The 22269-nt window shown below is 33.8% G+C and carries 20 protein-coding genes and 1 tRNA gene; 9 read left to right on the top strand and 12 right to left on the bottom strand.

Annotation, left to right across the window (positions count from 1 at the left end):
- Positions 1-13 precede the first annotated feature (13 nt).
- Positions 14-499: a pantetheine-phosphate adenylyltransferase gene (gene coaD / locus PRO_RS04685; protein WP_011125104.1), complete on the top strand. Its 486-nt coding sequence runs from the start codon at positions 14-16 to the stop codon at positions 497-499.
- Here coaD and PRO_RS04680 read toward each other — a convergent pair whose 3' ends face one another.
- The 4 genes from PRO_RS04680 to dapF are packed head-to-tail and all read right to left on the bottom strand — an operon-like array spanning position 500 to position 4478.
- A complete protein-coding gene (locus PRO_RS04680) occupies positions 500-1765 on the bottom strand; it encodes a D-alanyl-D-alanine carboxypeptidase (RefSeq protein ID WP_011125103.1) in 1266 nt (421 codons plus the stop codon). It abuts the gene before it with no gap.
- A gap of 11 nt (positions 1766-1776) precedes the next feature.
- Positions 1777-2418, bottom strand: coding sequence for a DUF1995 family protein (locus tag PRO_RS04675; RefSeq protein WP_011125102.1), 642 nt, complete (start codon positions 2416-2418; stop codon positions 1777-1779).
- A gap of 4 nt (positions 2419-2422) precedes the next feature.
- Positions 2423-3610, bottom strand: a complete 1188-nt coding sequence (locus PRO_RS04670) for a cysteine desulfurase family protein (protein WP_011125101.1) — start codon at positions 3608-3610, stop codon at positions 2423-2425.
- 10 nt (positions 3611-3620) lie between these two features.
- Positions 3621-4478 carry a diaminopimelate epimerase gene (gene dapF, locus PRO_RS04665; RefSeq protein ID WP_011125100.1) on the bottom strand — a complete coding sequence of 286 codons (858 nt, stop codon included), beginning with the start codon at positions 4476-4478 and terminating at the stop codon, positions 3621-3623.
- A gap of 134 nt (positions 4479-4612) precedes the next feature.
- Between dapF and leuS the strand changes: the two genes are divergently transcribed.
- Positions 4613-7213, top strand: a complete 2601-nt coding sequence (gene leuS, locus PRO_RS04660; RefSeq protein ID WP_036892356.1) for a leucine--tRNA ligase — start codon at positions 4613-4615, stop codon at positions 7211-7213.
- Here leuS and PRO_RS04655 read toward each other — a convergent pair.
- The gene (locus PRO_RS04655) at positions 7210-8811 is read right to left on the bottom strand and encodes a glucose-6-phosphate isomerase (RefSeq protein ID WP_011125098.1); all 1602 of its coding nucleotides are present in this window, start codon (positions 8809-8811) and stop codon (positions 7210-7212) included. The two genes, leuS and PRO_RS04655, sit on opposite strands and share 4 nt — an antisense overlap.
- A gap of 177 nt (positions 8812-8988) precedes the next feature.
- On the opposite strand from PRO_RS04655, the gene purN reads away from it, so the two are divergent.
- Positions 8989-9627: a phosphoribosylglycinamide formyltransferase gene (purN, locus tag PRO_RS04650; protein WP_011125097.1), complete on the top strand. Its 639-nt coding sequence runs from the start codon at positions 8989-8991 to the stop codon at positions 9625-9627.
- Between the two features lie 8 nt (positions 9628-9635).
- Here purN and argC read toward each other — a convergent pair whose 3' ends face one another.
- Positions 9636-10715, bottom strand: coding sequence for an N-acetyl-gamma-glutamyl-phosphate reductase (gene argC / locus PRO_RS04645; protein ID WP_011125096.1), 1080 nt, complete (start codon positions 10713-10715; stop codon positions 9636-9638).
- Positions 10716-10805: 90 nt separating this feature from the next.
- Here argC and ribBA point away from each other — a divergent pair, with 90 nt between their 5' ends.
- Entirely contained in the window at positions 10806-12446 is a 1641-nt protein-coding gene (gene ribBA, locus PRO_RS04640; RefSeq protein ID WP_011125095.1) for a bifunctional 3,4-dihydroxy-2-butanone-4-phosphate synthase/GTP cyclohydrolase II, read from the top strand.
- A gap of 16 nt (positions 12447-12462) precedes the next feature.
- Here the strand turns inward: ribBA and PRO_RS04635 are convergent, their stop codons facing one another.
- From PRO_RS04635 to PRO_RS04610, 6 genes are all read right to left on the bottom strand, one after another.
- Positions 12463-12900 carry a peptidylprolyl isomerase gene (locus tag PRO_RS04635; protein WP_011125094.1) on the bottom strand — a complete coding sequence of 146 codons (438 nt, stop codon included), beginning with the start codon at positions 12898-12900 and terminating at the stop codon, positions 12463-12465.
- Positions 12901-12989: 89 nt separating this feature from the next.
- Positions 12990-13925, bottom strand: coding sequence for an N-acetylmuramic acid 6-phosphate etherase (murQ, locus tag PRO_RS04630; RefSeq protein WP_011125093.1), 936 nt, complete (start codon positions 13923-13925; stop codon positions 12990-12992).
- 10 nt (positions 13926-13935) lie between these two features.
- The gene (locus PRO_RS04625) at positions 13936-14337 is read right to left on the bottom strand and encodes a DUF3110 domain-containing protein (RefSeq protein WP_011125092.1); all 402 of its coding nucleotides are present in this window, start codon (positions 14335-14337) and stop codon (positions 13936-13938) included.
- A gap of 49 nt (positions 14338-14386) precedes the next feature.
- A complete protein-coding gene (locus tag PRO_RS04620) occupies positions 14387-15313 on the bottom strand; it encodes a DnaJ domain-containing protein (RefSeq protein WP_011125091.1) in 927 nt (308 codons plus the stop codon).
- A complete protein-coding gene (gene dnaK / locus PRO_RS04615) occupies positions 15297-17297 on the bottom strand; it encodes a molecular chaperone DnaK (RefSeq protein WP_011125090.1) in 2001 nt (666 codons plus the stop codon). Before dnaK ends, PRO_RS04620 begins: the two co-directional genes overlap by 17 nt.
- Positions 17298-17505: 208 nt before the next feature.
- Positions 17506-17592, bottom strand: a tRNA-Ser gene (locus PRO_RS04610).
- Positions 17593-17689: 97 nt separating this feature from the next.
- Between PRO_RS04610 and PRO_RS04605 the strand changes: the two genes are divergently transcribed.
- The 5 genes from PRO_RS04605 (at position 17690) to rpmB (ending at position 22268) form a co-directional block, all read left to right on the top strand.
- Positions 17690-18553: an inositol monophosphatase family protein gene (locus tag PRO_RS04605; protein WP_011125089.1), complete on the top strand. Its 864-nt coding sequence runs from the start codon at positions 17690-17692 to the stop codon at positions 18551-18553.
- A 45-nt stretch (positions 18554-18598) separates the two neighbouring features.
- Positions 18599-19774: an ATP phosphoribosyltransferase regulatory subunit gene (locus PRO_RS04600; RefSeq protein WP_011125088.1), complete on the top strand. Its 1176-nt coding sequence runs from the start codon at positions 18599-18601 to the stop codon at positions 19772-19774.
- Positions 19775-19781: 7 nt separating this feature from the next.
- Positions 19782-20003, top strand: coding sequence for an indolepyruvate ferredoxin oxidoreductase subunit alpha (locus PRO_RS04595; protein ID WP_011125087.1), 222 nt, complete (start codon positions 19782-19784; stop codon positions 20001-20003).
- A gap of 82 nt (positions 20004-20085) precedes the next feature.
- Positions 20086-21987, top strand: coding sequence for a molecular chaperone HtpG (gene htpG / locus PRO_RS04590; RefSeq protein ID WP_011125086.1), 1902 nt, complete (start codon positions 20086-20088; stop codon positions 21985-21987).
- A gap of 44 nt (positions 21988-22031) precedes the next feature.
- The gene (rpmB, locus tag PRO_RS04585) at positions 22032-22268 is read left to right on the top strand and encodes a 50S ribosomal protein L28 (RefSeq protein ID WP_011125085.1); all 237 of its coding nucleotides are present in this window, start codon (positions 22032-22034) and stop codon (positions 22266-22268) included.
- Position 22269 lies beyond the last annotated feature (1 nt).

The following is a 22269-nucleotide window of genomic DNA, read 5'->3' as shown; positions in this document are numbered from 1 at the left end:
TTTTACTTAAATTATGAAAGTTCTATACCCTGGAAGTTTTGATCCACTTACCCTGGGTCACTTAGACCTTATTCATAGGGCTTCTGTTCTCTACGAAGAAGTCATTATTGCGGTTCTTGAAAATTCAACCAAATCTCCTACCTTTTCTGTGAGTAGAAGAATTGAGCAAATAAAAGAGTCGACTAAAGAACTGTCAAAAATCAAAATTCTTTCCTACAAAGGATTAACAGTTGAATGTGCAAAGAGCTTAGACGTAGATTTTATTTTAAGGGGTCTAAGAGCCATGAGTGACTTTGAATATGAACTTCAAATAGCTCACACAAACAGATCCATAGACAAGTCAATAGAAACAATATTCTTAGCAACTGAAGCTCGACATAGTTTTCTTAGCAGTTCAGTAGTTAAAGAAGTAGCAATGTTCGGAGGTAATATTGATCATATGGTTCCTGCTATTGTTGCTAAAGATCTATATAAAATATATAAACAAGGGGATATATAATTATATGCATTCATCATGATTATAAATCATTCTGAGTAATTCTGAAAAAATCGTCTCATCATAATTAGCATTATTTTGAATTATACTTACAATACGAACTTTATTATCTGTATATAAATATCCTGATAGTGAGCGAACACCTTCTAAGGTACCTGATTTCCCTAAAAAGTAACCTAAGGGCCTAGGCATAATATAATGATCTCTAAGGGTACCTCTAATTCCTAATAATGACATTGAAGAAACAAAGTAATCACTATATTTATGGTTCTTCATATAATATAGCACTGATGATAGCGCCCTAGTTGTGGTTTGATTGGAGCGAGATAGTCCACTTCCATCCTTAATATCAATATGCTTCTCGTTTACTCCAATAGAGGTTAGCCAATTATGTAATTTAAAAGATGAGTCTTTTGGAACCCATGTATTTGCTGTAGACCGCATTAACACTTCACTTATAAAATTATGACTCTCTGAATTAGATAGGTTAAGTAACATATAAAGAGGGGCTGATTTAATATTATAAATTAAACGTCTCTTATGATTCCTATTAAATTTATCAAGCTGTTGAAATTCGATAATAGGTTTGATTTTATATTTATATAAAGATAGTGATAAGTAATTAGAGAAATTTACAAGCGGTTCAGTAACAGAGTATTCATTAGCATTACTAGTTATAGCTAATCGTGAAATTGGTGCTCCATAACTTTCAAGACGGTCTTGATAAGACCATGTTTTAGGCCACCATAATGATTTATTTTCCTCATATAAGATTATTTTTGTATTACTTTTGGTATAAAAAGGTCTTTTTGCTATTACTGATGAGATTTTTGAAATATTATTTAAGTCTATATCTGGATCTCCAGCTCCTAGTATTTCATAATAGCCATTACTATTTTTATATACATCTGTAGAAAGTCGGAAATAAGGTCCTTTTTTAGTTAATGCGTAAGCTGAACTAAATATCTTTTGATTAGATGCTGGTATCCTTAATATATTTCCATTTAATTCTGCTATGACAGTTGAATCACTATTTAATACGGTAATACTCCAGTAAGGCAATTCATCACCTAAGATTGAAGTAAATTGATTTTGAAGATTATAACAAATATTTTTCTGGTGTATTTTCTTAGTAAACTTATTATTATCTAGATTAAATTGACTCTTTAGTAATGATTTAAAGCTTAAAATAAAACCATTATATCTATTAAATAATATTATTGAGAAAACAAAAAGTAGAGCAAGAAGGATTGTATTTTTTTTTATCATTATAATTTAAATCAATTTAACTCTAAATTGATAGTATCTTTTTCGGGACGTTGAGGAAACTTCTTACAGAACCTATAACCATCATTAGAATATGAAAATAATGACCAATCGTAGGGAAATTCCCTATATAATGCTCCTCGTACTAAAGGTTCAATCCAAAATACTTTTTCCCATGATCTAATAAACTTAATTCTTCTCTCTCTGCCAACAAGACCAACACCTATAGAAGTTTCTTCAAGACGGCCATTAATCATAACTATAGTTGAATTTGTTGACGTAGAAAAGCGTTCAAATTCGTCATAGTCAAAAGGTTGTGGACTCACAGCAATAATTATTGAGTTATCTAGTTTAGATGTTGTATTTAATAGTTCCTTTGTAGCATAAATTTTACTTGTATAACTCGGATAGTCTCGTTTTGCTAAGGATGCTCCACCAAAGTCAGAATAAACAACTAAATTTTCTAAGTTATTATTATTTAACTTATCTGCTAATCTAAATACAATTGGATCTAGTTTTAAACCTTCAAATTTTAAGTCTATTGATATACGATTATTAGATGGGTTAAGTAAATATTTCAAAAGTGAATTCTGCATAACTTCCTCGCAAATAGAAAGATTTTCTGGAAGTATCTCTTGATGATTGTTATTATCCATTATTTTAGTGTTGTGAGACTTCTTTTATAGTTGAGATAATTATATTACCAAGTGATTGAGGATCTATATCCTTTAACCAATTACCTAAGCTTATTCTTAAACTAGATTTTAATAGGTTGTCAGGTAAATTTAAAGCTTTAAGTACATGGCTGCTCTTTTTATGTTTGGATGAGCAGGCACTACCCGTACTAACACAAATGCCTTTTTTAGAAAGTTCTCTTACTAGTTGCCTTCCTGATAAAGGTATGCCATTTTTACCCTTAACAACAAAAGAAAGATGATTGGGAAGACGGATAAGAGGGTGACCTGTGAGTATTAAAGTGTCATAATTTTTCAGCTGGTCTAATAAAGATTTAGTTATATTAGAAGTATTTGTATTTTCAAATATAACTTTATTACGATCAATTATTAAATTCTGAGTAATTGCATTTAAGGCTAGTGACATTCCATAGGTTAAGGCAGGAGATAAAGTACCCTTGTTGAAGAGAGGAATATGATTGCCTAAATCATATAAATTCTTTAACATAAAGAGATATTCCTTATCAATTATAAGAAGACCTACACCTTTAGGACCTCTAAATTTATGTGCTGAAGCTGAGAATGAAGATATGCCAAGAGTGTTAAAATTAAAACAACCCTGCGAAATAACTTGTGTAGCGTCAGTATGAAAAAATAAGTTCTTTTTTTTACATGCTGTAGCTATTTGGGTAATTGGTTGAACTGTTCCTATCTCATTTTGGCCCCATATAATTGAAACTATCTTAGTTGGGGGTGCTAATAATTCATCTATCATAGTTATATCTATTACTCCGTATTTATCGACAGGCCAATATAAAACATCCCATCCATTATTTTTTAGATAATCAGCTGCAAAAATTACAGCTGGATGTTCTACAGAACTAATAACAATTCTGCCAGGTGTATATAGTCTTGAAGCTGATGTTATAATCATTTGTATTGACTCAGTTGCTCCAGAAGTTATTATTATTTGATCTGGTAATACGTTAAATTTTGCTGCTATATCATACTTACTACTTTCAATTATTTCTGCTGCTTTGATACCTTCATAATGAAGACTAGATGGATTACCCCATACACCTTCCTGGATTATTTTCATCCTGTTAGCCAAGTCATCTAGAGGCGGACTTGTAGCAGATCCATCAAGGTAAATATATTCTAAATTATTGTCCATAATAAATAATTTATATATAAAGTTGTCCTGAAAAAACAAATTCTGCTGGACCAGTCATATATAGAGGATCAGAAGTATTTAACCAATCTATAAAGAGTGAACCACCTGGTAAAACAACTTCTGATTTATTATTTGTAAGTCCTAGCAAGGAAGTAACAGCCAAACAGGCACAAGCGCCTGTTCCGCAAGCAAGTGTTGCTCCACAACCTCTTTCCCAAACCTTTACTAATATTTTGTTCATATTTAAAACTTCGACAAAATGTACATTGGTTTTATTTGGGAACCTATTATCTGTTTCAAAATTTCTTCCAAGCTCTTCTAATTGAAGATCCTCAATTGATTTTAAAATAATAACCATGTGAGGATTGCCCATTCCAATTCCATACATAGTTATATTCTCATTCTTAATTGTAACAGTGCCTTCTGGAATATTTAAATTATTAGGGGATAATGTTGTTGGGATTGCTTTAGGTTCAAAAGAGGGACTCCCCATATTAACTCTTATATGATCACCATTAAGAACATAACAATCTAGATTTCCTGCCAATGTTTCAATTATGAAATTAATGTCTTCATTTAATTGTGATTCGTTATACAAGTATTTAATTAAGCATCTTATTCCATTGCCGCACATTTCAGCGATTGATCCATCAGAATTAAATATTTGCATTTTAGTATTTGCGCCACGTTCCGAATTCTGTACTAGTATTATTCCATCTGCACCTACCCCATATTTTCTATTACAGATATTTCTAACCAACGAAGTATCATTTGTCAGTATATTATTAACAGTACTGTCCTTTCTGTCATCAATGATTATAAAATCATTTCCTAAACCTTGATATTTATTAAATTTTATGATTTGCATGCTTTCTAAAAATGAATTTTAAATTTAATATAGATAATATAAAGCTTCTATACATAATAATATTAAATGCTTTCCACTAGGATTGGGCTAAAAGCGTCCCTATTATTTACTAATTAAAATAAGTGGCATCTAAAATCTCACAGACACCAGAAAAACAACCATCTACTGCATATGATCCACTTTCTATTGAGACAAGATGGCAGCAGAGTTGGAAAGAGCAAGGATTATATAAAACTAAAGAGCCAACTAAATCTCAAAAGACCTTTTATGCCTTATCAATGTTTCCTTATCCATCTGGAACACTTCATATGGGACATGTTCGTAATTATGTAATTACAGATGTAATAGCAAGACTTCACAGAATGAAGGGTGATTCAGTGCTTCATCCAATGGGATGGGACGCATTTGGTCTTCCAGCAGAAAATGCGGCTATAGAAAGAGGAATACCTGCAGACATATGGACGTACAAAAATATAGAAGATATGAGAAATCAGCTTAACCGACTTGGGTTATCTATAGATTGGGATAAGGAGGTAACTACATGTAAAGAAGAGTACTATAAGTGGACTCAATATATTTTTCTAGAATTATACGAAGCTGGATTGGCCTACCAAAAATCAGCAACTGTAAATTGGGACCCTATAGATAAGACAGTACTCGCAAATGAGCAAGTTGATGCTAATGGCCGGTCTTGGCGATCAGGAGCCTTAGTTGAAAAAAAGAAGCTAAAACAATGGTTTTTAAAAATAACAGACTTTGCAGATGAATTGCTTGAAGATATTGAATTGCTTTCAGGTTGGCCACAAAACGTTAAAACGATGCAGCAAAACTGGATTGGTAGATCTAATGGTACAGAAATAGATTTTTATATTAAGGGTAAAAATAACATTTTTATAACTGTATTTACGACAAGACCAGATACACTTCATGGAACAGAATATTTAGTACTTGCTCCTGACCATGAACTAATTAATTCAATAATTGATAAAAATAAAATAACTGAATTAGAACAATTTAGAACTGAAATATCAATCCTCACAGACCAGGAACGAACCTCAGATGGAAATAACAAAAGAGGAATGTTTTTAGGTTGTCATGCTATAAACCCCATTAATAAAAAAATAATACCAATTTGGGTAGGTGAATATGTTCTAAGTTCATACGCTACAGGAGCTGTTATGGGAGTTCCAGCACATGACAAGCGCGACTACAAATTTGCTAAAAAATATTCGTTGCCAATCCAATATGTAATCAAGTCTCCATCTCAGGAAGCAAGTGATTTAGAAGCTTCTAGTGCATATGTTAAAGAAGGTATAATGATTAATTCAGGTGAATTTAATGGTATTAATTCTAAAGAAGCAGGCTTTATGATAACTAAGTTGGGCGTCAAGCAAGGTTGGGCAAAAAATAAAGTAACTTATAAACTCAGAGACTGGCTTATTTCTCGTCAAAGAATGTGGGGCTGTCCTATTCCAATTATTTATTGTCCAGACTGTGGATCAGTACCAGTTAAAAGAGAAGAATTACCTGTAAAATTAACCAACCCCTCAGTTATAGGAAAAAGTCAAGAAAACAAGAATAATATTCCAATCATGAAGTGTAGTAAATGCAATAAAGACTCAATTCTCGAAACAGATACAATGGACACCTTTATGTGTTCATCATGGTACTTTTTAAGGTATATTGATGTAGAAAATAATAAACTTCCATTTACAAAAACAGAGGTCGATAAATGGTTACCAGTTGACCAATATGTAGGAGGAATAGAACATGCAATATTACATCTTCTTTATTCAAGATTTTTGATCAAAGCCTTAAGGAATCGTGGTTTACTAAATATAAAAGAACCTTTCAGCAATCTACTTACTCAAGGTATGGTACAAGGCGTTACCTTTAAAAACCCTAAAACATCAAAATATATTTCACCAGACCATATAAATGATATTAATACTCCTTTGGATCCAGAAACAGGCGAGCCACTTGATGTTTTATACGAAAAAATGTCAAAATCTAAATATAATGGCGTAGATCCAGCCTCTGTTATAGACAAATATGGTACTGATACAGCTCGAATGTTTATTCTATTTAAAGCCCCTCCAGAAAAGGATTTAGAGTGGGACGAATCTGATGTAGAAGGACAATATAGATTTTTGAATCGTTTATGGAGGATTGTTATTTATTCAATAGAAACGAAAGATATTAATATAAGTAATTGTACACAAGAAATTTTGTTAAACGATTTATCAGACAAAGAAAGAAAGTTAATAAAAGTACTTAACAATACAATTAAAGAAGTAACAAATGACCTCGTTAATGATTTCCAATTTAATACAGCTATTTCAGAGTTAATGATTCTCTGTAACTCTATTTATGAAAATATAGATGATTGTGGAGATTATATTGTTACTGAAACCTTTAAGAAATTAACATTATTATTAGCACCATTCGCACCTCATATAGCAGAGGAGTTTTGGATTAAGCTTAAAGGTAAGGGAAGTGTTCATGAGAATTCATGGCCAACATATGATCCTAAAGCTCTATTGGAAGATTCATACAAACTAATAATTCAGATAAATGGAAAAGTAAGAGGTAACATATCAGTAAATCACGAAGATTCAGAGCTAGAGCTTAAGAATAAAGCACTTGCATGTGAAACAACTCAAAAATGGCTAAATGGAATAGAGCCAAAGAGAATAATAATTGTCAAAGGTAAAATAATAAATATTGTATTTTAAACCGCTTTCTTTATTTGTAACTCTCTTGGATCTGATAAATTGCCTACAAATTTATAAGTATGATCGTTATTACTAAGATGGCGCAAGATAATATATATTGATTCTTGAGAACTGCCAGGTATAGTATTCATAATACCCTCAATAGAATAAAGTTTTCCGTCTTCAAGTAATAATTCTATTTCTGATTGAAGTTTTAATATATTCGAAGCGGCTTTTTTGCCGGCCTCTACGCCCGGTTGATGATATGCATTGATATCAATAAGTTCTGCATATATACCAACAGCTCGTTCAAATAATGCTATTAGGGAACCCAATGTATAGGAATTAAATTTTTTTATGGTTATAGTTATACTTTGACGATCGTTTTCTGATAGAGCTAACCTAGTGCCTTGCAAAAAACCCGATAAATAATCTCCAGGAGATTTTTTATTAATCTTTGGAATTTCTGTACAATCCTCAAGTATTTCTACAAAAGTAACAAAGAAATTATCAATTCCATCCCTTAGTTGTTGTACATAAGCATGTTGATCTGTAGATCCTTTATTTCCATATACAGCTAAACCTTGGTTAACCTTATTTGCATTACGATCTTCTTCTTTTCCTAATGATTCCATTACAAGTTGTTGAAGATATTTACTGAAAACCTGAAGCCTATCCTGATAAGGAAGTACAACCATATCTCTCTTTCCTTTACCAGCTCCAGAAAAATACCATGATGCAGCAAGTAATGCAGATGGATTCTTATAAATATCTATTCGTCGTGTTATTTGATCCATTTGCGAGGCTCCATCAAGAAAACTGTCTATATCTTCTCCAATAAGAACAAGTGGTAGAAGTCCTACAGAGGCTGTAATACTTGTTCTTCCACCTACCCAATCAGGTAAATCAAATCTTTTTAACCATTTTTCGTTTTCTGCTATTTGATCTAAGGAACTACCTTCCATGGTTATAGCTACTGCTCTTGAGCTCCAATCGAGACCATTCTTATCTAAAAAGAAACGTGTTTGGTCCATTGCAATTTGAGGTTCTGGAGTACCTCCAGATTTACTAACGACAACAAATAAAGTAGTAGATAGTTTGTCTCTAAATGAATTTAAGGTCTTATTAATTCCATTTGGATCAACATTGTCGAGGAATGAAAAGTTCAGTCCCTTATTATTATCTTGAAGAGAATTAACGATAAGGAGTGGTCCTAATCCACTTCCTCCTATACCAATCCAGAGGACATCTGTGAAGGGCTTCCCCTGAGCAGTAGTGATCTTCCCATTTAAAATATTTTCGCCAAATGTTTTGATATCGTTAATTTCATTCCTAATTGAATTAGAAGTTTGCTTACTGGGAGCAAGACTCGCATTTCTTAGCCAATAATGACCAACCTGCCTTGATTCATCAATATTGGCTATCGATCCTTTTTCTAGAGCTTTCATTGATTTGCAAGCTTCTTTGAAGTTATCTTGCAAACTGCCTATATCCTCTGATGAGAACTTCATTCTGCTTATATCAAGCCAAAAACCAATTTCTTCGTCATAAAAAAGTAGCTGACTGAATCTTTCCCATTGATCGTCTTTATTATTATTGTTGAAATCTGGGAAGTTCATTTCTGGCTGGTATTAAGTGGTCAACAAATTTTCTTTCTATTATGAATGGTCTAGTAGAAAAATAAATCATTTATCCAAAAAACAAAATCAAATGGTTATGAATGATTATTCTAGATATAATGATCACAATCAGAAGTTTTATAAAACTTATTTAAAATTTGAATATCACTTTATATCATGAATTCTATTAATATCAAATCTATCACTAGTCCTAATATTATAAGCTTACCAAGATTTACACCAAAACTAAAACTTGCAGTATTAGCCTCTGGTAAAGGTAGTAACTTAAAAGCAATAATAGAAGATATTTTATCAAAAAGACTAGACGCAGAGATTAAATGTCTAATAGTTAGTAATCCAAATTGCGGAGCTATAGAAATAGCTAATAAACATTTAATACCAGTTAAAGTAGTAACCTCCAATGACTTTATAAATAGGGAGAGTTTAGATCAGCATTTAGTTAATCTTTTACACGCTTATAATGTTGAATTAGTCATAATGGCTGGCTGGATGAGAATAGTTACACATATATTAATCGACTCATTTAAGAACAAGATAATTAACATTCATCCTTCTTTGCTGCCTAGTTTTAAAGGAAAAGAAGCTGTTAAAAATGCTCTAAATAATAAGGTTAAAATTACTGGTTGTACAGTTCACATAGTTGAAGAAGAAGTGGATTCAGGAGAAATATTAATACAATCTGCAGTACAAGTTAATACAGGAGACACAGAGGAACTACTACTTAAAAGGATACAATCACAAGAGCATAAGATTATTAGTCTAGGTATAGCTATAGCAGGTCAAAGGTTACGTTAAATTATATATTATGGATAATAACCAATTAAAGGTAACCCTTTACATGTTGGTAAACCTGACATTAAGTTTAGACTTTGAATAGCCTGCCCTGCTTGACCTTTGATTAAATTATCTATTGCTGACATCAAAATTACACGGCCGTTACGTTGATCTACTTGTACGCTAATTAGAGCCTTATTTGTAAATCGTACCCATTTTGTTTTTGGATATACACCTACAGGTTGGATCTCTACAGAAGGACAAGAGCGATAGACAGTTTCTAAGACAGTTTTGCAATCCTCTGCTGTCAAGCAGGGATCTCTTAATCTAGCGTAAACAGTACTAAGTAATCCTCTAACCATTGGCACTAAGTGAGGTGTGAATTGTATTTGAATATTTGATCCAGATAAATTGCTAAGTTCCTGCTCAATTTCTGATGTATGGCGATGACCTACAACAGAATATGGTTCTACAGACTCTGAAGATTCTGCAAGTAATAAGTGTTCTTTTGGTACACGACCTCCACCTGAAGTTCCACTTTTACTATCAATTATAATTCCGTCTGTTTCAATTATTCCTTGCTTTAAAAAAGGCATAAGTGGTAAAAGACTTGCTGTAGGGAAACAGCCAGGACAGGCTACGATTTTAGCCTTAGATATTTCTATAGAATTCCATTCTGGTATTCCATATACAGCTTGTGAACATAGAAGTTCGTCCTTTCTGGAATGTTTAGATGATTCAACTGAATAAATAGATTTCCATTCCTCTAAAGACCTATATCTATAATCTGCTGATAAATCGACAACTCTTACTTTTTCCTTAATTAATTTAGGTGTTAGTTGTGATGAAATACCATTTGGAAGACTAAGTAAAACAATGTCTGACTTATCAGTTATTTCAGAAAGGTCAACAGCATTAATAGTTGGATCGTTTTCTAAAGGCAAAAAGGGGCATAAATCATTCCATTTCAAGCCAGCTGTCTTATAACCGCCTAAAAAAGAGATTTCAAAATCTGGGTGTTCCTTAAGTAATCTTATGGATTGTATACCCCCATATCCAGAGGCACCTATGACAGCTACGCGTATTGACTTATTATTTATTGAGTCCATGCACAATTAGAATAGATTCTAAGAAAACTATGAACTTAAACTTTAGTTCAATAACAACAATAACGGTTCAAAGCTGAAAAGAGGTAAGAATTGACAGCAACAAATTCCCTAAATATAGCCTTTGATCAGATAGCAGATGCTTTAGCTGCTATTCGCAATGGAGAGTGTGTTGTAGTTGTTGATGATGAAAGCAGGGAGAACGAAGGAGATTTAATTTGCGCTGCACAGTTTGCCACTCCACAACAAATAAATTTTATGGCCACTGAAGCAAGAGGATTGATTTGTCTTGCTATGGATGGGGAAAGATTAGACCAACTTGATCTTCCACTTATGGTTGATAGAAATACAGATTCCAATCAAACAGCATTCACTGTAAGCATAGATGCAGGGCCTGAATATGGAGTATCAACAGGTATTTCAGCTGAAGATAGGGCAAGAACGATTCAAGTGGCTATAAACCCTCAAACAAAGCCAAATAGGTTAAGAAGACCCGGACATGTTTTTCCTTTGAGAGCAAATAAAGGAGGCGTTTTAAAAAGGGCAGGACATACAGAAGCAGCTGTAGATCTTTCACTTTTATCTGGGTTATCAGCGGCGGGGGTTATTTGTGAAATTCAAAATGCAGATGGTTCTATGGCTCGGTTACCAGAACTAACAAAATATGCAAAAACATGGGGTCTAAAAATAATAAGCATTGCAGACTTAATAAGATTCAGATTAGAAAATGAAAGATTTGTCTATAGGAAAGCAAAAACAAGATTGCCAAGTATATTCGGTGACTTCCAAGCAATAGGCTATACCAATGAACTAGATGGCACAGAACATATTGCACTAGTGAAAGGCAACATAAATGAATTGAAAGAACCAGTTTTAGTAAGAATGCACTCTGAATGTTTAACAGGAGATGCTTTTGGCTCGCTTAGGTGTGACTGTCGACCACAACTAGAAGCTGCTCTAAATCTTATATCTGAAGAAGGAGAAGGCGTCGTTGTTTACTTACGGCAAGAAGGTAGAGGTATTGGACTAATAAATAAACTTAAGGCATATAGTCTTCAAGATGGAGGATTAGATACTGTTGAAGCAAATTTAAAACTTGGCTTTGCTGCAGATTTGCGGAACTATGGAGTTGGCGCTCAAATACTCACCGATCTTGGTATCAATAGACTTAGATTATTGACAAACAATCCTCGAAAGATTGCTGGGCTAGGAGGATACGGGTTACGCGTGGAAAGTAGGGAGCCATTAGTTATTAATCCTACTGATTATAATGCTAATTATTTAGCAATTAAAAGAACTAAACTTGGCCACTATATCGGTAATGATGATGATTCGGGGAAATATTATGTTATCTACTGGAAAGGAATAGTTTCTTCTAATATGTTGTCAGCCTATAAAAACAAAGCAGAGCAAATAGCCTCAGATAATAAAGTAGAGTTAAATCCAGAGTCCTCATCCAGATTACTGGCATTACTCCAAAGGCCTCAGTTTGTTTGGAGGGTACAAAATTGTATTGATTTTGAATCTATAATTAATCTATTAAAAGAAATTATAAAATGGGACGGTACTAAAAGTATAGGTATCTTTATAACAAATAGCAAAGAACAAGCTATTCATCCTTCACAAGATGTAGAAACTATACTTGAAAATATATCCAATTTAAAAGATACTAATTACAAAAATATAGCTAATATCAATGATAAGGATCTACCATTTATTATGACTTGGCAATAACTAATAACAATAGTAATTATTGTATAATTGATACTTTTTCTATTCTGGAACCATTAGTAAGTTTCAAAACAACATCCATATCTTTGGTTTGACCAAAAACAGTGTGTACGCCATCTAAGTGAGGTTGGGACTCATGAACAATAAAAAACTGACTTCCACCTGTGTTTTTGCCAGCATGAGCCATTGAAAGGGAACCTGGTAGATGCTTGTTTTTATTGATTTCACAGTCAATATTGTAGCCCGGACCTCCTGTCCCAGGCATACCGGAAGCACCTTCGCGAGTATTTGGACATCCCCCTTGTGCCATAAATCCACTTATTACTCTATGGAATGAAAGTCCATCATAAAAACCATCATTTACAAGTTTTACAAAGTTTGAAACGGTATTCGGAGCATCTTCTTCAAATAATTCTAATGAAATTTCACCTTTGTCTGTATTCATAACAGCTTTCATTTTAAATCCCGATATAAATCATTTTTATTATACTAAATAAACATAGAAATTGATCAAGGTTTGCAAATCATCTTATATTCAATAAAGGTTTAGAATTCAATATTAATATCTTTTAGAGCTTTTCGTAAGTTATGATTATTTCTTTCTAACAGTGCAAATGCTGATTTCTGATCCATTCCAGAAGATTTAATTATGCATGCTACCTTTATAGATCCCTTTGCCTGATCAAGTAGTAATTGTGCTTCTTTCATCTCTATATTAAGTAAAGAACTAGTTATTCTGAGTGCCCTATCAAATAATTTTTTATTAGAAATAGAAACATCAATCATTTTATTATCGAAGACCTTACCAAGCTTAATCATTACACCCGATGAAATTATATTTAGTGCCATTTTTGTTGCTGTACCTGCCTTTAAACGAGTTGAACCTGCAATGATTTCGGGACCTGTAATTAAACGAATAGTAATATTAGATCCGAATGAAGCTTGTTGTTCTGGAACAGATGTTATAGCAATATTAAGAGCACCTATATTACGAGCATAATTTAATCCTGACAACACATATGGTGTAGTTCCACCCGCTGTTATACCTATTAGACAGTCTTTTGAAGAGAAATTCCTTTCTTTTAAATCTTTAATAGATAAACTATTACTGTCTTCTTTTTCTTCTGAGCTATTAATAAGGGAAGAGCTACCTCCTGCTATTACAGCTTGTACTAATTCTGGTGAAGTACAAAATGTAGGTGGGCACTCTACTGCATCTAAGACTGCTATACGACCAGAAGTTCCCGCGCCGATATAAAATAAACGTCCATTATCTATTAGCCGTTGATATATTAAATCAATAGATTTAGTAATTTGATGTTTTGCCTGAGAAATAGCTTGTTGGGGCTTCTTATCTTCCTCTACAAATATATCTACTAATTTCGATGTGCTAACTGTATCTATATTCTTACTTAAGTGATTTGATTCTTCAGTTAAAATATTACTCCTATTAATATTATCTGAAAGATTATAATTTTTCATATATATAATCTCATAGTAGTTTCTCAAGTTTATTCCTAATTTCATCTAATTGTTTGTCGCCCTGATTATTATCTTGATTTATGTTACTAAGATCTTCTCTGTACCATTCTGGTTCATCTAGGTTTCGTTCGGGAGGTGAGATTAACAACCGATCTTCCTCTGTCTCTGGTAGAAAGCCTTTATTTACATAACGAGATTCATAGCCAGCATCGTTGCAGAAAGTTTGGATCTCTGTCTTTTCAATTTCTTCAATTGTAGGAATAGGGAAGTCCTGTGCCTCCAAGAGACCGCAATAACGAACAGCATCATCTTTATCTTCGAACATAAGTACAATTGTCTTACCCTTAATATCTATAGAATGAATTCCTTCATCTTCTTTACCTACATTATAAAGCAAAACGTGAACTAACATAAATTATTAATTGGGTGGTTAATCTTACTACACGTAGTCTACTATTTTTTTATTCTTCATCAAAGGATAATTCTTGAAGTCTCTTGTATAATGCTAATTCAGAATCTGTTAAATCTGCTGGAAGAACAACAACTATTTCTACTATTTGATCGCCTGTAAGATCTTCGAATTGAAGGCCTCTACCTCTTAATCGTAGTAGACGGCCTGACGAAGATTTGGGGGGTACTTGTAAAATAACAGGTCCATCAAGGGTTGGGATCTCTACTCCACATCCAAAAAGAGCATCTTGAGGAAAAAGTTCTAAGCGATATAAAACTCTAAGTCCATCAATACGAAGTCCATCTTCTGTTTGGACTTTAAGATGAAGGAAATGATCTCTCCCTCCGACGACAACACCTGACAGTCTCAATCTCCAACCATCTCCAGTAAAGGGAGGTGTTAAAACTTCTACTATTGTTCCATTTGCTAACTCAATTTCAATTGTAGTTCCGTTAAGTGCTTGCTCCGGAGTGAGGTCAATTACAGTTTCAATATCTTCAACTTGTTTTATTGGTGGTGGCTGATTTGGCGATTGAGTAGGTTTTTCGTAATCTTGATAATCATAGTCATATTGATGATTTTGTTGAATAAATTCCTTCTCAATTCTCTGTGTATTATCTTGATCAACATTCTCATAATTATTAATACCAAGAACTACATCTATATATTCATTATATGAGGGAAAGCCATTAGCAAATAATTCATTTGTGATAGGAGTATTTAAGGCCTCCCATGATGCTCTTTTTTTGGAGTCACTAAGTACAGCGTAAGCCTCATTGATCAATTTGAAGCGTTCTTCTGCGTTGATATCATTAACATTTAAATCTGGATGCCATCTTCGGGCTTCAGATCTAAACGCAGACTTGATTTGGTCAATATTGCTTCCTGGAACTAGTCCTAAAATTGACCAATAATCTGGTTTAGTTGTAGAAGTCATTATCCCACCTATCTAAATTTCTACCTCCATAATCTCTACCTCCTCCAACTCTATTATTATTAGGATGATAATCCCAAGGATCATCATCCCAATAATCATCGGAAAAGAGTTCATCCTTAAGTGAACCAAAAGTATTTTTTATTCCTTGAATAGGATTGTTATCTGTTCGTTTTTCTGCTGATATACGACGATTTAAACCAAACAACGCTTCTTGTAGAGAAGAAACAGCTAAATCTAATTCTGCCAAATCATCACTATCAAGGAAATCCTGGACATCCCTGAGAGAAACTTCTACAGCTCTTTGTTGACGTTCAGCCCCATATGGACCAAATTCCAATGAAACATCCCGCAATCGTCGTTCTGCTTGAGCAACTAAAGTCAAGGCATTATTTCTTTGATCAATAGAAGCTCTTTTCCTCCTGTCGACATCTGCTTTGTCTTTTGCTTCTTCAATCAAATTATTAACTTCATCTTCATTAAGATTAGAGCCCCCATTAATACTTACGGACTGCTTCCTTCCTGTTGTTCTATCAGTAGCACTTACCTGCAACATTCCATTTGCATCAATATCAAATGCGACTTGAACCTGAGGAACTCCTCTTGGCGCCGGTGGTATGCCAGATAAACGAAATTTACCAAGAGATTTGTTATCGCTAGCCAACTGACGTTCACCTTGCCAAACATTAATTTCAACTGATGATTGATTAGCCTCCGAAGTGCTAAATACATCTGCCTGTCTAACAGGTATAGGAGTATTCCTAGGGATTAAAACTTTCATAAGCCCCCCAATTGTTTCTAGGCCAAGAGACAAAGGCGTAACATCATTCAGCAATAAATCTCTTAATTCGCCTGTTAGTATTCCTGCTTGAACAGCTGCTCCTATTGCTACTACCTCGTCTGGATTAACTGATTGTGAGGGCGTGACAGGAACAATTGTCTTTACAAGTTGCTGAACCATTGGCATTCTGGTACCTCCGCCAACAAGAACAACATCATTAATATCATCTGCAGTCCATCCAGAATCTTGAAGAGCTACCTCAACTGGCTGTAATAAACGATCAATTAAATCCTTACAAAGACTTTCAAAAGTTTTTCTATCTAACTTAGTCTCAATATGCAGAGGCCCATTGGGACCTGTTGCTATAAAAGGAAGAGATATTGGTGTTGAGTTTAATCCGGACAACTCTTGCTTAGCCTTTTCAGCAACCTCATTAAGCCTTTGAAGAGATTGTCTATCTCTTCTCAAATCTATATTGTGCTCTTTTTTAAAATCATTCGCCAACCATTCTACTATTTTCTGATCAAAGTCATTTCCGCCTAGTTGAGTATCACCAGACGTCGCCTTTACATCAAAAACTCCGTTTGAGATTCTAAGTAAGGAAATATCGAAAGTGCCACCTCCCAGATCAAAAACTAAAACTCTTGAAGAAGAACTCTTATCAAACCCATATGCCAACGCTGCAGCAGTAGGTTCATTCAAAATACGTTCAACTCTTACTCCAGCCAACAAAGCAGCATCTTTTGTTGCTTGTCGCTGAGAATCATTGAAATAAGCAGGGACTGTTATAACTGCAGAATCTATTGTTTCACTTAAGTATTTTTCCGCATCATCTATCAATTTCCTGATAATGCTTCCGATCAATTCTTCTGGTGCATACTCTCTTTCTGTAATTGGGCATGTAACTCTTACGCATCCTTGATTGTTAGCTCTAATGGTATATGCAACATTAAGACTGTTTTCTTCTAATTCATCCCATGATCTACCAACATATCTTTTTAAATTCGAAAATGTATTTTTAGGATTAAGGACAAGCTGTCTTCTTGCTTGCTGTCCTACAACCAATTCAGATTCTTTTGTATATCCAATTACTGATGGAGTTGTTCTAGATCCTTCTGCATTAGCTATCACAAAAGGTCTACCAGCTTCTAAAACTCCAATAACGGAGTTCGTTGTTCCAAGATCAATTCCAACGATCCTCCCCATAGCAGTTCTGATCTTCCCTACTAAACTAAGTTAACTGTCTTTGGATATTCAACCAAGACATTTATTAATCCTCCAAACAAAATCAAGTTCCATTATGGAGTTTTTGAATGCTAAAAGCCAAGAAATAACAGAAATTTAGAACCTATTAAAGGAAAAGTTGAAATCCGAAGAAAAAGAAAAATTTCGTAGAGATTGCTTTCTGTCAAAACGGAGAGGGAGGGATTCGAACCCTCGATAGAGTTGCCCCTATACAGCATTTCCAGTGCTGCGCCTTCGACCACTCGGCCACCTCTCCTAACTGTTCTCAAATGAGCAAAATAAATCTAGCAGGTAATATGAATCATCAAATTTATGCCTTAATCGCAAGGACTTCAAAACTAACCATTTAAAAAATGACTCTCAATATTTGTGATCAAGCCGTATCAGATTCAGGAATTAGCCAAAAGGATTTAACCAAACTTACAGATTTAGCTAAATCGGCAGCATTGCAAGGAGGAGAAGTATTAATGAACTATTACCGAAAGATAAATACGATTAATAACAAAGGTTTAGAAGGAGATCTAGTAACAAACGCAGATATTGAGGCTGAAAATCTGATCGTCTCTTTGCTAAATAATAAAACACCAGAGTTTGGTATCTTTGCTGAAGAAGGAGGTGTTTCAGGCCCAACAGACTCTTATGTCTGGTGTATTGATCCTCTTGATGGAACTACGAATTATGCTCATGGATACCCCTTTTTTGCATGTTCAATTGGTCTGACATGGAACAACAAACCAATGTTAGGTGCTATTTCAATTCCTTTTATAAAAGAATTGTATTGGGCTACTCCAGGTCAAGGCTCCTTTTGCAATGATCAAAAAATTGAGGTTTCTACATCAAAGGTCTTAAATGAATCTTTATTAGTAACCGGTTTTGCATATGACCGACATTCAACAGAAGATAATAATTATGCGGAATTTTGTTGGCTAACCCACAGGACTCGAGGTGTTAGAAGAGGCGGAGCAGCAGCTGTCGACATGGCCTTTGTAGCTTCGGGAAGAATAGATGGCTACTGGGAACGTGGTTTGTCTAAGTGGGATATTGCAGCAGGCATACCTCTAGTTGAATTAGCTGGTGGTTTAATTTCTGACTATAAAAGCAATGAATTTGATCTTGACAGAGGTAGAATATTAGCCTCTAATCCCTATATTCAAAAGGAACTTTTATCTGAGCTTAAAAAAGTAAGTCCATTAGAAACTAAGTTTTTTGGTGGATAACAATTCAAAATATCACTAATTAAGCCCTCACATAAATCAGATTCAATGCCTATACAACCAGCCTTTGGAAATAAAGACCTTAACCCTCAAGAGGTTAGAAAAAACCAATTAATAAGCTCAAGACTTTCGTCAATATATGAACGCTGGGGGTATGAAGAAGTTAGTCCTCCAAAAGTAGAAAGATTAGAAACTCTTACAGCTTGTGGTGGTATATCAAACAAAGAGATTGTCAAATTGGTTGCAGATGATCCTATTGGATTACGACCAGACATGACAGCCTCAATTGCCCGTGCAGCAAGTACAAGATTAGCTTATAAAGATAGGCCCTTAAGACTATGGACATCAGGAACAATCTTCAAAAGTAAAGAAGATTGTGATGGCAAGTTTGTTATTGAAGAAGGATTACAAAGTGGAGTAGAACTCATTGGCATTTCAGATATGGCAGCTGAGATAGAACTTTTATATTTATTGTTAGATTCAATGAATCAATTGGAAATATGTAGCAATCAAAATCCAATACTTCTGATAGGTCACCAGTCAATTTTAAAATTGATCTTATCTGGTATCAGCAATGATTATAAGAATAAAATACAAAAGTACCTAACAAACTATGATCTAGTAGAAACAGAAGATTTGGATATAGATATTGAGATAAAGAATAAGTTGCTAAAAGTACTGAAAATTAGAGGTAATCCCTCTGATGTATTAGATAAACTCGTAAACATATACGGTAGCAATACTCTATTTGATGAACTCAGAAGGTTATTTTTAATAATAGAGCCTATAAGTAAAAAATATGGCGTAAGTATCCAACTGGATCCTACTTATCAACCACACTTTAAATTATACAATGGTCTGATATTCCAATTAATATGTCAAACTGATTATGCTCCCAAGGTAATAGCTAGAGGGGGTAGATATGATGATTTAGTAAACAGTTTTACAACTTCAATAGAAAACGAGACTGGCGCAGGTTTTTCATTTTCAATAGACAAAATTAGAGAGTTAAAATTAAAGGTTGAATATGATGATAAGAAGGTAGCCAGAACACTTATAGCCTTTAGCAAAAGCAAAAGGTATGAAGATGCCTTGGAAAAACAACTAGAGATTCATAGAAAAGGTTCCATGGCTATGGTTGAATTAAAACCATGTGACACAAAAAAGGAAGCTGAGTTTCTTGTTAATAAAAGAGGTTTTGATAAGCTTGTATGGATATCGTAAATAAATAATGCCACATTCTATAAACTCAGAAGTATGCGAAGGAATTTCTGAATGTGTAAAAGCTTGCCCTGTAGATTGCATTAAACAAGCATCAGGAACAAATAAAAAAGGTACAACTTATTATTTCATTGATTTTTCAACATGTATAGATTGTGGAGTGTGCTTATCTGTTTGTCCTATAAAAAATGCTGTCGTATCAGAAGAAAGGCCAGATCTACAGCAAATATAATTTTCTTTTGGTACGGACAATACACCCTATAAATTAACAAATTAATTTAAAATGAGAATTACAAGTTAAGCAGTGGACATCCATGACTGTTATCGAAGAGGGACAAATCCAGATTCATACAGAAAATATATTTCCAATAATAAAAAAAGCTGTATATTCAGATCATGAAATATTTCTCAGAGAGCTAGTAAGCAATGGAGTAGATGCAATTAGCAAAAGAAGAATGGCATCCATTGCAGGAGATTGTGAACCAAATGAAGAAGCGAAAATAGAAATCAATATTGATAGAGAAAAGTCAACAATTACATTCTCAGATAATGGTATCGGGATGTCATCAGATGAAGTAAAAAAATATATTAATCAAGTGGCTTTTTCAAGTGCCCAAGAGTTTCTACAAAAATATGAAAAAGAGCAAGAGGGCATCATTGGGCATTTCGGATTAGGTTTTTACTCAAGTTTTATGGTAGCTAATAAAGTAGAAATAATAACTAAATCTGCTAAGGAAGGAAGCACTGCAGTTAAATGGAGTTGTGATGGGTCCCCTAATTTTAGTCTTACAGAGATAGAAAGAGAAGAAGCAGGCACTGACATTATTTTATATTTAATGCAGGAGGAAATAGAGTACATAGAACCTGCAAGGATCAAAACACTAATCAAGAAATATTGTGATTTTATGCCTGTAGATGTTCAGTTCTCAGGTGAATCAATAAATCGAAGGAACCCACCATGGAGAACTTCACCACAAGATATGCAAGAGAAAGATTATATTGAATTATATAAATATCTTTACCCATTTCAGGGAGATCCTCTTTTTTGGATTCATTTAAATACAGATTATCCATATAATTTACAAGGTATATTGTTCTTTCCTAAAATAAGTGGTAGAGCAGACTGGGAATCAGGTGAGATAAAGTTATATAGCAATCATGTTTTTGTAAGTGACTCTGTAAAAGATGTAGTCCCAAGATTTCTTTTACCTCTAAGAGGTGTAATAGACTCTACAGACATACCACTCAATGTGAGTAGGAGTGCTCTACAGTCTAATAAAAAAGTAAGATCAATTAGTAATTTTATATCTAAGAAAATTGCTGACAAATTAAAGGTTATTAGAAACGATGATAGCAATTTTTATTGCCAAATATGGGATTCTATCTCACCTTTTATTAAGATAGGAGCTATGGAGGATGAGAAATTTGCTGAACAAGTAGAAGATCTAATTATTTTTCAATCAATTAAACAAGAACGACTTAAAGATGAAGAGACTATTACTAATTCTGATAATACTGTCTACACTATTATTCAAGAATATGTAAATAGAATACAAACTGAAGAAAATAAGAAGATTATCTATTGTACTGATGAAATTTCACAAGCAAATGCTCTTGCCCTATGGAAAGACTTGGGCAAAGAAATTATTATTGCAGATACAGTCATTGACTCTCAATTTATTCCTTGGATAGAGTCAAAACTTGAAAATATTTCATTTCAAAGAGTTGATGCAGAAATAGACGAAGATACAAGCGATAAGAGCCCTGAATTAAAAGATATAGATGGTGAAAGCAAGTCAGATATTTTAAAGGAATTAATTGAACAATCTCTAGACAATAAGAACATAACCGTTCAAGTTAAATCATTGAAATCAAATAGTGATGTTCCAGCAATGATTTTATTACCTGAACAAATGAGGCGAATAAATGACATGGGGGCTCTTATGGATCAAAAACTGCCTGGATTGCCTGACAATCATATTCTTTTAATAAACAAAAACCATCCAATGGTTGAAGGTCTTTCAAAGCTAAAAGCTAGTTCAATTATTGTTGGTACAGAAGGTAAATCTCAGAATGAGGAATTGATAAAGCAGATAGCCTTACATCTTTATGAAATGGCATGCTTGGGCATTGGTGGCCTTGATCCTACAAAAAACATAAGTTTCCAAAAAAGAAGTGCAGAACTTGTTGGGACCTTATTAGGAAAGATCGTTTAAACACCTTTGCTTTGATAGAATAAAAAAAATTATTGGATAGAGCAATGTCTAGGGTATGTGAGCTATCTGGCACCAGAGCTAACAATGGTATGGCAGTTAGCCATTCACATATTCGTACTAAAAAGCTGCAACAGGCAAATCTTCAAAAAAGACGTTTGTGGTGGGAAGAGGGTAAAAAATGGCTCAATATTAGAGTTTCCACTAGTACTTTAAAAACAATCCAGAAAAAAGGACTAGATTCCTACGCCAAATCTCAAGGCATTGATTTAAAGAAGCTTTGAA

The organism is Prochlorococcus marinus subsp. marinus str. CCMP1375 (assembly GCF_000007925.1).
In the GTDB taxonomy this organism is placed as follows: Bacteria; Cyanobacteriota; Cyanobacteriia; order PCC-6307; family Cyanobiaceae; genus Prochlorococcus_E; species Prochlorococcus_E marinus.
Note: the sequence above shows the minus strand (reverse complement) of the source record. Positions and strands in the feature narration are given on the sequence as shown.

Coding starts and splice junctions, on each gene's coding strand:
- PRO_RS04600 (WP_011125088.1), top strand. CDS start 18,599: ATGCCTATACAACCAGCCTTTGGAAATAAAGACCTTAACCCTCAAGAG.
- PRO_RS04625 (WP_011125092.1), bottom strand. CDS start 14,337: ATGTTAGTTCACGTTTTGCTTTATAATGTAGGTAAAGAAGATGAAGGA.
- PRO_RS04670 (WP_011125101.1), bottom strand. CDS start 3,610: ATGGACAATAATTTAGAATATATTTACCTTGATGGATCTGCTACAAGT.
- PRO_RS04635 (WP_011125094.1), bottom strand. CDS start 12,900: ATGAAAGCTGTTATGAATACAGACAAAGGTGAAATTTCATTAGAATTA.
- coaD (WP_011125104.1), top strand. CDS start 14: ATGAAAGTTCTATACCCTGGAAGTTTTGATCCACTTACCCTGGGTCAC.
- murQ (WP_011125093.1), bottom strand. CDS start 13,925: ATGAAAAATTATAATCTTTCAGATAATATTAATAGGAGTAATATTTTA.
- argC (WP_011125096.1), bottom strand. CDS start 10,715: ATGGACTCAATAAATAATAAGTCAATACGCGTAGCTGTCATAGGTGCC.
- PRO_RS04680 (WP_011125103.1), bottom strand. CDS start 1,765: ATGATAAAAAAAAATACAATCCTTCTTGCTCTACTTTTTGTTTTCTCA.
- htpG (WP_011125086.1), top strand. CDS start 20,086: ATGACTGTTATCGAAGAGGGACAAATCCAGATTCATACAGAAAATATA.
- dapF (WP_011125100.1), bottom strand. CDS start 4,478: ATGCAAATCATAAAATTTAATAAATATCAAGGTTTAGGAAATGATTTT.
- rpmB (WP_011125085.1), top strand. CDS start 22,032: ATGTCTAGGGTATGTGAGCTATCTGGCACCAGAGCTAACAATGGTATG.
- dnaK (WP_011125090.1), bottom strand. CDS start 17,297: ATGGGGAGGATCGTTGGAATTGATCTTGGAACAACGAACTCCGTTATT.
- PRO_RS04655 (WP_011125098.1), bottom strand. CDS start 8,811: ATGAACTTCCCAGATTTCAACAATAATAATAAAGACGATCAATGGGAA.
- purN (WP_011125097.1), top strand. CDS start 8,989: ATGAATTCTATTAATATCAAATCTATCACTAGTCCTAATATTATAAGC.
- PRO_RS04605 (WP_011125089.1), top strand. CDS start 17,690: ATGACTCTCAATATTTGTGATCAAGCCGTATCAGATTCAGGAATTAGC.
- PRO_RS04595 (WP_011125087.1), top strand. CDS start 19,782: ATGCCACATTCTATAAACTCAGAAGTATGCGAAGGAATTTCTGAATGT.
- PRO_RS04620 (WP_011125091.1), bottom strand. CDS start 15,313: ATGACTTCTACAACTAAACCAGATTATTGGTCAATTTTAGGACTAGTT.
- PRO_RS04675 (WP_011125102.1), bottom strand. CDS start 2,418: ATGGATAATAACAATCATCAAGAGATACTTCCAGAAAATCTTTCTATT.